Here is a 9621-nt window from a genome sequence, read left to right on the forward strand (position 1 = left end):
AAAAGCAAAAAGTAACCGTCCAAACTGCGCATACATAAAGATTTTACCACAAAAACCAGCTTTTTTCTCGTCCCACGAAAAAACTTAATAAATTTGTAATCTTATGTAACCCAACTCTCATAGGCATTTTGTCCCCTTCATAGACTGATAGAAAAACCAAATGAGGAGGTATGTTATGAAACGCCTGATATTGTATGTACTGGCGCTGTTTTGCTTTGCCTGCGGCTGCCAGAAGGAGGAGCCCACACCCATGGCTGCCATCCAGCAAAAACTGACGGACATGGAAGGCTATTCGGCTCTGGCTACCCTTACCATCTATTCCAACAAAGGAGAAACTGTTTACGAAACCAAACAGGATTTCAAATCCACCGGGGAATACCGTATGGAAATGCTTTCTCCCGACTCCGCCAAAGGCAATTACACCGTCTTTGACGGCAAAACGGTCTGCCAGTATAATCCCCGTCTGAAAGAATCCGTTCAACGGGAAGTGCCCGAATCCCAGCGGCGCAATGAATTATTTTTGGGGCAATTCCTGAAAAACTATCTGCAATCAGAAGGGGTTTCCGTGGAAACAGCCGCCATTGACGAAAGCCGCTGTACAGTGCTGGAAGCGGTCATTCCTGAAAACGGCAGCCAGCTTGCTTCCGAAAAACTGTGGGTAGACAACGAAAGTCTGCTGCCTGTCCGCCTTTCCCTCTACGATGCTGATGGGAAGGAGTGCTTGCGTCTAGATTACACCACCTTTACATACAACCCGCATTTTGACGAAAATTTATTTCGGATTCCTGCATAAAAATTGTCCCAGCGTGCCATACTCCCTTACGTCAGCGCAATACATAACCATGGTTTTGACGCAGTTCTGCCTGACGGATTTCTAACGGCGGAGGGTGTGATTCTATGACGATCAGACGAGGAGATATTTTTTATGCGGATTTAAGTCCCGTTGTGGGCAGTGAGCAAGGCGGCGTGCGCCCTGTGCTCATCATACAGAATGACATGGGCAATAAATACAGCCCCACGGTCATTTGCGCAGCCATTACATCACGCATGAACAAGGCAAAACTGCCCACACATATTGCCCTTGCGGCAGCCAAATACGCCCTGCCCAAAGACTCCGTTGTGCTGCTGGAGCAGATCCGCACCATTGACAAACAGCGGCTGCGGGAAAAAGTTTGTCATCTGGATACGGAAATCATGGAGGCAGTGAACCAGAGCCTTTGCGTTAGTCTGGGGCTTATCTGCGGCGAAAAACGGGCAGAAGTGCCACGCGTTTGAAAACAAAAAAGCCGAAATCCTTACGATACAAAGGATTCCGGTTTTCTTTTTTTATTTACGATTTCCAGTCAATGTGAGCCAGAGGAAATACAGCACCGCAAATAACAATGCAAAAGCGATGAATTTCATGATATTCACATGCCCTCTCTCTGCAATGATCTGGACTGCCGCACTGAAGAAAATGCCCCAGATGACAGACTTCTGTAAATTACCTTTCCAATCCATACTTCTGCTCCTTATTTCACATGGGTGCCATAAACATGACCGTAAATCCGCTGAATCATCATGTCCAGCGCCACCACGTTCTGTCCGCCTTCCAGCACGATGATGTCAGCGCCCCGTTTGCTGGGTTCCACAAACTGTTCATGCATAGGCTTTACGGTCTGCAAATACTGGTCTACCACAGATTCCAGACTTCTGCCTCTTTCTTTTACATCCCGCAGGATACGACGCAGGATACGCACATCGGCATCTGTATCTACAAACACCTTGATGTCCATCAGATCACGAAGTTCCTTATTTTCAAAAATCAGAATCCCTTCGATGATGAGCACCTTTGTAGGATGGATTTCAACAGTTCTGTCAGAACGGTTATGCACCGTAAAGTCATAAACAGGACACTGAATGCTCTTTCCTGCCCGCAGGTCCCGGATATGTTCCATCATCAGGTCTGTATCAAAGGCATCTGGATGGTCATAATTGAGCAGACAACGCTCTTCATATGTCAGTTCATCATGTCTTTTGTAATAGTTGTCGTGATAAATGACTGTCACTTCATCCCCAAAGCGTTCTTTCAAGCGATTGGTCAAGGTTGTTTTCCCACTGCCTGTACCGCCTGCAATGCCAATTACCATCATTTCTTCCGTTGCCATGGAATGCTCCTTTCTCAGTCTCAGCTTTCTCCTGTCCCCAAAATAATACGAATATCTACGCCCGTAGGCAGTTCATCCGGCGCTGTTTCCACTGCCGCATTGGCAAAATAGGAAACCAGATCACTGCCTGTACCAGCTTCTTTTACCTGAATACGTGTTTTTTCCACTTGTGTTCCATCATAAGTGGTAGGTTCCGTCACCGTATATCCATCCGCTGCCAGTTCTTCTGAAAATCTTCTTGCCAGACCATTCACATTGCCGCCGTTGCAGACCTCAATGGTCAGCCCTTTGCTGCTGCTTGCTGTCTGCCCTTCCGGCGTTGTCACATGCTCCTGATAGAAGATCTGATCCACCAGCAGAGAGGTTTCATCAGGGTCATGGATGAAGTAAGACACATTGCCTACATACTGACCAGCCCCCGGCAATGTCTGCATGTTGATTTTATTCATGTCGATTTTCCCTACATAGTTGGCGTATTTCACCGCATCTGTCAGGGAAATGTCTGTCTGCACATCCTTATAAAGAATAGAGATATACTCCGGCAGATTTTTCAAAATGCTTTCAGAGCTGAGCACTTTTTCCGCCAGCGCTTTCAAGAACAGCTGCTGTACTTCAATACGTCCTTCGTCCCCTGTAGGATACTTTCTGAAACGTACCAGCTGTTCCGCCTGTTCGCCGTTGAGGGTCTGCAAGCCCGCATCCAGATGGATATACAAATCCTGTGCCGGGTCTTCGTAGTCCATATCCTGGGGCACATCCACTTCTACGCCGCCTACAGTGTCTACAATCTTGCGGAACGCATCCAAGTCAATTTTGATATAGTGGTCGATGTTTATGCCCAACAGGTCTTCAATCTGCAATACCGTATTCTGGCAGCAGTTGTCTTCGTCGCTGTAAGAATGGATGGCATTGAGTTTTGTTACCTGATTATATACCCGTCCGGTTTCTTCATAGTTTTTCGCAACTTCATCACAGACAGATACCCTCGTGTCACGAGGCAGAGAAAGCAGATCCAGACTTTCGTTGGCACTTTCATAATGGACCACGAACATAACGTCTGTACGCTTTCCTTCTTTATCCGTCCCAAAAACAGCCACATTCAGCTTGATATCCCGTCCAAGCATGGCATCCAGCAGATTCAGATTGGAACCGCTGCCCACATATCCGCCAAAGGGAGATTCGCCCGTCACTTTGTAATAAGCGAAGGCTGCGCCGCCTGATAGTATCAAAAATGCCATGACAATGGATACCACAATTTTGAAAAATGTACGTATGGGTCGAAAGGGCTTTCTTTTCTTCTGCGGCTTTTCATAAGACCCATCCCGCTTGCTGCTTCTGTGTCCGCTGCTGCGGCGTTGTTTTCCTCTCATGCTATTTATCACCCGTTCGTCTGGTTTGTCGTTTCTTCGTCTGTCAATCCATCTGTTTCTGTGCCGTCATCTGTCATGTAGGCAGGTGGTTCTTTGCCGTAAATCCGGTAGTCTACCAATTCTTTGGTGCCTTCTTCATCCATATCGAAATAAGCGCCGCCTTCACCGGGAATGGTGTCTGTTGTGATAGCAGCCGGATCGATTTCTTTGATATATCCTGCATATTTCAGGGCTGTTGCCACAGGCATGTCAGACTCTACTTTTTCCATGAAGATTTTGATGTAGCTGTCCAGATTGCTCATGATCTTATCGCTGCTGCAAACCTGTGAAATGAAGGCTTTCAAAAATTCCTGCTGCACTTCGATACGCTTCAGGTCTTTCTGGGCATATCCTTCACGGAAACGTACCAGCATTTCTGCCTTTTCCCCATCCAGCACCTGCGGGCCGGGATACAGGTCAATATACAGCCCCTGAGCAGGGTCGCTGTAATAAAGCCGTTCCTGTACATCAAATTCCACGCCGCCAACGGCATCAACAATATCCTTAAAGGCATCCAGATCCACTTTCACATAGTAGTCGATGTCGATTCCCAGAATTTCTTCCAGCATTGCTACGGAGAAGGTACTGCGATTGCCTTCACCTGCATAAGCATGTACTTCTGTCAGCTTGCACTGACCATATACACCGTTTGCCTGGGGTATTGTTCTGTCGTTTTTCTCCAGATAAGCGATCATATCATCGGTCATGACCACTCGAGTATCTCTTGGCACGGAAATCAGATGCACTTCTTTCGTGGTCAGGTTTAAGCTTGCTACTATATTCACGTCCGTTCGGAAACCGTCCCCATCGGTTCCCAGCAGCGCAATATTCAGCAGTTGGTCTTTTGCTTCCGAAGATACATCCGCAGAAGCTACAAAATCGGATTTCTCCGCTTTGCCTTCCCAAAGCTTCAAAGATGCGTACAGTTTGGCTGCCCCAAAAGCCCCCGCAAGGATCACCACCAACAGTACACAAAGAATGATTTCCCCTCTTTTACGTCTGCGGCGCATTTCCATCTGCTTTTGATAGTTGCGCTGCATTCTGGCGCCTACTCTGCGGCGCTGCTCCTGCTGCATCCGCATCTCTTCTTCCGCATAGCGCTGTTCCCGCAGCCGCTCTGTCCGGCTGCCCCTTCTCTGCTCCTGTTCATACTGGGGATGCACAGGGCGTCTGCGTCTATGCTGATAATCTGTTCTGTTTTCTCCCATCTTTCATTTCTCCTAAATCCCGCAAAATTCTCTTTCTTTTCTTCATGGCATATCATCCATAATTTATTTATTATAACAAATTTGACAGCTTCTGACAATCGAAGGGCATTTCTTTACACTTTTTTGTCAGAAATTTGTCCAAATTTTTACAAATGTCTTACACCGCAAAAGGAACCTACGTCGTTTTTTTGCTATGCTTTGGGATTTTGCCCGCAAAACCCTTTTTATTATACACAATTTCCCACAGAAAAAAATGTGTATTTTTCTTAAAATTCCATTGAAAACCCTTCGATTTCTTTACTTTTTGCCGAAAATCCCGTATAATACCCAAATTGTAAAGGAATTGTTAAGCACATATAAAAAATAAAACATAAGGAGGTTTTGCCTGTGTTTTTTAATTGTTTTCAGCAAAAGGACGCACCCTTTTCCTGGAAAAAAACCATTCTGACGCTTCTGATCAGCGCCATTGTGGCAATGTGTCTGGTGTTTCTCATCACTACCCAGCATCCGCTGCACGTTGCCTATGAACTTCTGACACACCCTACCATGATTCTGTGGAACTTTCTGCCGGCACTGCTTGCAGTGTTTCTGGTATATTTTGTGACAGGACGACTGTTGTTTTCCTCCCTGCTGTTGCAGGTGGTATGGATTTTGTTTGCCGTCAGCGACAAAATCAAAGTTTCCATGCGACAGGAACCCCTGCTGCCCACTGACCTGACACTGTTCAAGGAAGCTCTGACCATTGTCAAAACATTCCCCGTCTATATGCTGGCACTCATTGCTGTTGGCTTCATTGCTGCCATTGCCATATTGGTTTTCAGCTTCATCCGCAGCGAAAAACAGCGCCCGCCTGTTCCTGCCCGTTTGATCGGCATTGTCTGCGTTGTACTGGCAGCATTTGGTCTGAACACATTGGTCTATGCTGACAAAGACCTGTATGACGGTTATCCTGTTGTGGAAAACCCTTATTTCCAGGTCAATCAGTACAACACACGAGGTCTGGTCTATTCCTTCTTCCATCAGATCAACATCATGCGTTTGGAAGCCCCTGCGGACTATGATAAAGCATCTTGTGACGATTTCATGAGCGCCCCCATCACCACCACTGTGGAAACAGCTCCCAACATCATCATGATCATGGGCGAGGCATACTCCGATTTGAGCGAAAACGAACATATCAGCTTTGAAGGCTACACAGACCCCATGGCAAACTTCAAAGAACTCTGCGCCAAAGAAAACGCTGTCAGCGGTCATATTGCCGTTGCCAACTTCGGTGGCGGTACATCCAATACAGAATATGATGTGCTCACAGGGCTGCCTACTCGTTTCCTGGATACGGCACTGCCTTCTTATAACTTTATCCATCATGAAATCGACGCACTGCCTTATCGGCTGTCACAGATTGGTTATGAAACCACTTCCATTCATCCTGGTTACGCATGGTTCTATAACCGCCAGAACGTATACCCGGATTTAGGCTTTGAAACCTGCTATTTCCTGGAAGATTCCTTCGATCTGGCAACCCAAGGCATCGGCGGCTATGTAAACGAAGAAGCCACCATGGATAAAATTCTTTCTGTGATGGATGAGCATATCTCCTCATCCGATGCGCCTTTGTTCTCCTTTACTGTCACCATTCAGAACCACGGTCCTTACGAAAAGAAATATGGAACATTGGCACAGAATTTCTCCACAGACGTGGAATTGACAGAAACAGAAACTGATCTATTGACCCAGTATTTCTACGGCATGACCGATGCAGACGAAGAATTGGGACGACTGGTGGAATATGCGGAAAACAGCGAAGAACCCATCATTCTGGTATACTTCGGTGACCATCTGCCGGGCTTCTCCAACGGTATGGAATTCTTCGACCTGCTGGATTATCCCAAAGATGCCAACGGCACACCAGAAGAACAGACTGCCGTTTACGAAACACCTTTTGTCATCTGGGCAAACGACAGCGCCGCAGAACAGTGTGGTTTTGCGGAAAACGCAGACGCAGCCGCATTGCCGGAAAACCACCTCATCAGCTCTTTCTATCTGGGAGCGCTGACTACAGAACTGGCTGGCATGGAGGGACTTTCTCCTCTTTATGACATGCTCAATGACATGCGGAAGGAATATCCCGTCCTCTCCGACATGTACCACGTAGATGCCCAAGGCAACTATGTGCAGGAACTGCCGGAGGATGTTCAGGAACAGCTGGATACCCTCACAAAACTGCAGTATTACATTCTCTTTGACCGTGTACTGCCGGAACAGAAATAAAAGCAAAGCCGAGAATCTCTTGCCAAGAGATTTTCGGCTTTTTTGTTGTAGGAAAGCGTCCATCATGTTATACTGGCACCAAACCAAAGAAAAAGGAGGAAATACTATGGATTCTCTGCGTATTCATGCCCAGACCATCATTGATGATACATTGAAACAAGTACAGCCTCATGCCGCCGTACAGCGTGCTTTGGAAGGACGTACCTTTCCCGGAAAATGCATCGTCATTTCCATTGGCAAAGCCGCTTGGACCATGGCAAAAGCTGCTTCTGATTTATTAGGAAATACCATCGACCGTGGTGTTGTGCTGACCAAATATGACCACAGCCAAGGAGATATCCCTGGTTTTGTCATCGCTGAAGGCGGACATCCTTTGGTAGATGAAAACTCCATTGCCGGAACAGAGAAAATCCTTGCTGCTGTGGAAAACCTCACAGAAAAAGATACCGTCATCTTTTTGATTTCCGGTGGTGGCTCTGCATTATTTGAAAAGCCCGCTGGTTCTCTGACACTGGCAGATATGCAGAATGTAACAAATCAGCTTTTGGCATGCGGCGCAGAAATCACAGAGATCAATACCATCCGCAAACATCTTTCCGCGGTGAAAGGCGGACGCTTTGCAAAACTTTGCGCTCCTGCTTCCATCATCGCCATTGCCCTCAGTGATATCCTGGGGGATTATCCCGATGCCATTGCTTCCGGTCCCGCCACCGCAGATACTTCCACCTGTGCCGACGCCATGGCAGTGGTGGAAAAATACCATCTGGATTTTCCTCCTGCCGTTTTAAAACAATTACAGGAAGAAACCCCTAAGGAAATCACCAACTGCGAAATGCAGATCACAGGCAGTGTATCCCAGCTTTGTGCATTTGCCGCAAAAGCAGCGGAAAAACTGGGATATACACCACTGACCCTTTCCACCATGCTGGACTGCGAAGCCCGAGAAGCTGGTCGTTTCTTGGGCTCCATGGCAAAAACTCTAGAAAAAGGCGAAGGTCTTGTGAAAGGTCCCTGTGCCATCCTTTGCGGCGGCGAAACAGTGGTGCATCTGACTGGCAAAGGCAAAGGCGGCAGAAATCAGGAACTGGCACTTGCTGCTGCTCCCTATCTGGAAGGTATGAAAAACGCCCTTGTGGCTGCTGTAGGTTCTGATGGCACCGATGGTCCTACAGACGCAGCAGGCGGTATGGTTGATGGCAGCACCATGGCAGCTTTGCGGCAAGCAGGGCTTTCCGTTGATGCTGTTCTGGCAGAAAATGATGCTTATCATGCTTTGAAAGCCGTAGACAGCCTGATTTTCACTGGTCCCACAGGCACCAATGTAAATGACCTGTATTTCCTTCTGTTCCGTCCATAAGACTTAGTAAAGATAGCCGAAATCCTTTTTTCAGAATTTCGGCTATTCTGTTTTTTTCTTGCACCGACAGCTTTTCCCCTCCATAGGATACAAGAGAATAACATAAGGAGGCATCTCCATGAAAGAGATCGCATCGAATTTCCTGCCGGACATGTGCGAAACAGAAACCACTATGGACTGCAACGCATGTGTCATCAAAAAAGTCGGTCTGGCACAAGCTTTTGTTCCTAGTCAGCCCTACCAGACACCATCTTCTGCCGAACAAAGTTTGATTTGCGGCACCGCTTTTTCTGATCTTTCCATGCCCTATGTCCAGGGCAGCCATATCAAACGCAATGCAAAGGAGGTCACCTCATGGAACGCGAAATGATGCTCCAAAAACTCATGGAATTGGATTTTCTGGCTGTGGATTTAGGTTTGTATCTGAACACCCATCCCACAGAAACAGAAGCCATCAACGCCTATAACCAGACCATCGAAGCCGCAGACACCCTGCGGATGAAATTTGAAGCGGCTTATGGTCCTCTGTGCTCCTTCCGCAGCTATGCCGCTGATACAGAAAACTGGCAGTGGAAAAACGATCCATGGCCTTGGCAGACAACAGCAAACCCCTCTATGGCTGGAAAGGAGTGCATGTAAATGTGGATTTATGAAAAGAAACTACAGTTTCCTGTAAAAATCACCCGCCCCGATGCCCGCATGGCAAAAATCATGATTGAGCAGTATGGCGGTTGCGATGGGGAATGGGGCGCTGCCCATCGGTATTTGAGCCAGCGCTATTCCATGGTAACACCGGAAGCCAAAGCCACACTCAATGACATTGCCACAGAAGAATTGGGGCATGCAGAAATCATGGGCACCATCGTCCGCCAGCTTATGCAGGGTCTGACCAAAGACCAGATCATCGAAGGCGGTCTGGAGGCATACTATGTGAACCACGGCTTTGGGGTATATCCCTGCTCTGCCGCTGGTGTGCCCTTCTCTGCAGCTGCATTCCAGTCCAAAGGCGATCCCATCACAGATTTGTATGAGGATATGGCAGCAGATGCTGCCCCTTTGGAAGTGTAACCTTTCCAAAAAACAAAAAATGCCGAAAAACGGTATTTGAACTGCACCCCATTTGTTAGACAGTATGATATACTGAATAACAAGTGGGGTGATTTTTATGCCAAAAGGAGTACCAAATAAACGATATACACCAGAATTCAAGCAACTGGTGGTAGAAACGA

The 9621-nt window shown here is 47.2% G+C and carries 11 protein-coding genes; 7 read left to right on the plus strand and 4 right to left on the minus strand.

Annotated features, from left to right (window positions below; all coding sequences use genetic code 11):
- Positions 1–175 precede the first annotated feature (175 nt).
- Both INF29_RS01140 and INF29_RS01145 read left to right on the plus strand, forming a co-directional pair.
- Positions 176–793: a LolA family protein gene (locus INF29_RS01140; protein WP_193484113.1), complete on the plus strand. Its 618-nt coding sequence runs from the start codon at positions 176–178 to the stop codon at positions 791–793.
- Between the two features lie 104 nt (positions 794–897).
- The gene (locus tag INF29_RS01145) at positions 898–1275 is read left to right on the plus strand and encodes a type II toxin-antitoxin system PemK/MazF family toxin (RefSeq protein WP_072850861.1); all 378 of its coding nucleotides are present in this window, start codon (positions 898–900) and stop codon (positions 1273–1275) included.
- 51 nt (positions 1276–1326) lie between these two features.
- Here the strand turns inward: INF29_RS01145 and INF29_RS01150 are convergent, their stop codons facing one another.
- The 4 genes from INF29_RS01150 to INF29_RS01165 are packed head-to-tail and all read right to left on the minus strand — an operon-like array spanning position 1327 to position 4764.
- The gene (locus INF29_RS01150; protein ID WP_159432877.1) at positions 1327–1500 is read right to left on the minus strand and encodes a hypothetical protein; all 174 of its coding nucleotides are present in this window, start codon (positions 1498–1500) and stop codon (positions 1327–1329) included.
- Positions 1501–1511: 11 nt separating this feature from the next.
- Complete coding sequence (gene udk, locus INF29_RS01155) at positions 1512–2147, minus strand: uridine kinase (RefSeq protein ID WP_087989137.1); 636 nt, start codon at positions 2145–2147, stop codon at positions 1512–1514.
- Between the two features lie 20 nt (positions 2148–2167).
- The gene (locus INF29_RS01160) at positions 2168–3517 is read right to left on the minus strand and encodes an LCP family protein (RefSeq protein ID WP_193484114.1); all 1350 of its coding nucleotides are present in this window, start codon (positions 3515–3517) and stop codon (positions 2168–2170) included.
- An 8-nt stretch (positions 3518–3525) separates the two neighbouring features.
- Complete coding sequence (locus INF29_RS01165; RefSeq protein ID WP_193484115.1) at positions 3526–4764, minus strand: LCP family protein; 1239 nt, start codon at positions 4762–4764, stop codon at positions 3526–3528.
- A 387-nt stretch (positions 4765–5151) separates the two neighbouring features.
- Here INF29_RS01165 and INF29_RS14995 point away from each other — a divergent pair, with 387 nt between their 5' ends.
- The 5 genes from INF29_RS14995 to INF29_RS01190 all read left to right on the plus strand — a co-directional run bounded on the left by INF29_RS14995 (position 5152) and on the right by INF29_RS01190 (position 9460).
- On the plus strand, positions 5152–7035 hold the full coding sequence (locus tag INF29_RS14995) for an LTA synthase family protein (RefSeq protein ID WP_193484116.1): 1884 nt from the start codon (positions 5152–5154) through the stop codon (positions 7033–7035).
- 106 nt (positions 7036–7141) lie between these two features.
- Positions 7142–8392 (plus strand): glycerate kinase type-2 family protein, encoded by a 1251-nt coding sequence (locus INF29_RS01175; protein WP_191343587.1) that lies wholly within the window; start codon positions 7142–7144, stop codon positions 8390–8392.
- 118 nt (positions 8393–8510) lie between these two features.
- Positions 8511–8762 (plus strand): spore coat associated protein CotJA, encoded by a 252-nt coding sequence (locus INF29_RS01180; protein WP_087989142.1) that lies wholly within the window; start codon positions 8511–8513, stop codon positions 8760–8762.
- Positions 8747–9031, plus strand: a complete 285-nt coding sequence (locus tag INF29_RS01185; RefSeq protein ID WP_054330141.1) for a spore coat protein CotJB — start codon at positions 8747–8749, stop codon at positions 9029–9031. Before INF29_RS01180 ends, INF29_RS01185 begins: the two co-directional genes overlap by 16 nt.
- Positions 9032–9460 carry a manganese catalase family protein gene (locus INF29_RS01190; RefSeq protein ID WP_087989143.1) on the plus strand — a complete coding sequence of 143 codons (429 nt, stop codon included), beginning with the start codon at positions 9032–9034 and terminating at the stop codon, positions 9458–9460.
- Positions 9461–9621 lie beyond the last annotated feature (161 nt).

The sequence above is a fragment of the Anaerotignum lactatifermentans genome (genome assembly GCF_014982935.1).
In the GTDB taxonomy this organism is placed as follows: Bacteria; Bacillota; Clostridia; order Lachnospirales; family Anaerotignaceae; genus Anaerotignum; species Anaerotignum lactatifermentans.

What these genes read in the sequence shown, in the direction of transcription:
- INF29_RS01140 (WP_193484113.1), top strand. Translation starts at nt 176, where the DNA reads ATGAAACGCCTGATATTGTATGTACTGGCGCTGTTTTGCTTTGCCTGC.
- INF29_RS01145 (WP_072850861.1), top strand. Translation starts at nt 898, where the DNA reads ATGACGATCAGACGAGGAGATATTTTTTATGCGGATTTAAGTCCCGTT.
- INF29_RS01150 (WP_159432877.1), bottom strand. Translation starts at nt 1,500, where the DNA reads ATGGATTGGAAAGGTAATTTACAGAAGTCTGTCATCTGGGGCATTTTC.
- udk (WP_087989137.1), bottom strand. Translation starts at nt 2,147, where the DNA reads ATGGCAACGGAAGAAATGATGGTAATTGGCATTGCAGGCGGTACAGGC.
- INF29_RS01160 (WP_193484114.1), bottom strand. Translation starts at nt 3,517, where the DNA reads ATGAGAGGAAAACAACGCCGCAGCAGCGGACACAGAAGCAGCAAGCGG.
- INF29_RS01165 (WP_193484115.1), bottom strand. Translation starts at nt 4,764, where the DNA reads ATGGGAGAAAACAGAACAGATTATCAGCATAGACGCAGACGCCCTGTG.
- INF29_RS01175 (WP_191343587.1), top strand. Translation starts at nt 7,142, where the DNA reads ATGGATTCTCTGCGTATTCATGCCCAGACCATCATTGATGATACATTG.
- INF29_RS01180 (WP_087989142.1), top strand. Translation starts at nt 8,511, where the DNA reads ATGAAAGAGATCGCATCGAATTTCCTGCCGGACATGTGCGAAACAGAA.
- INF29_RS01185 (WP_054330141.1), top strand. Translation starts at nt 8,747, where the DNA reads ATGGAACGCGAAATGATGCTCCAAAAACTCATGGAATTGGATTTTCTG.
- INF29_RS01190 (WP_087989143.1), top strand. Translation starts at nt 9,032, where the DNA reads ATGTGGATTTATGAAAAGAAACTACAGTTTCCTGTAAAAATCACCCGC.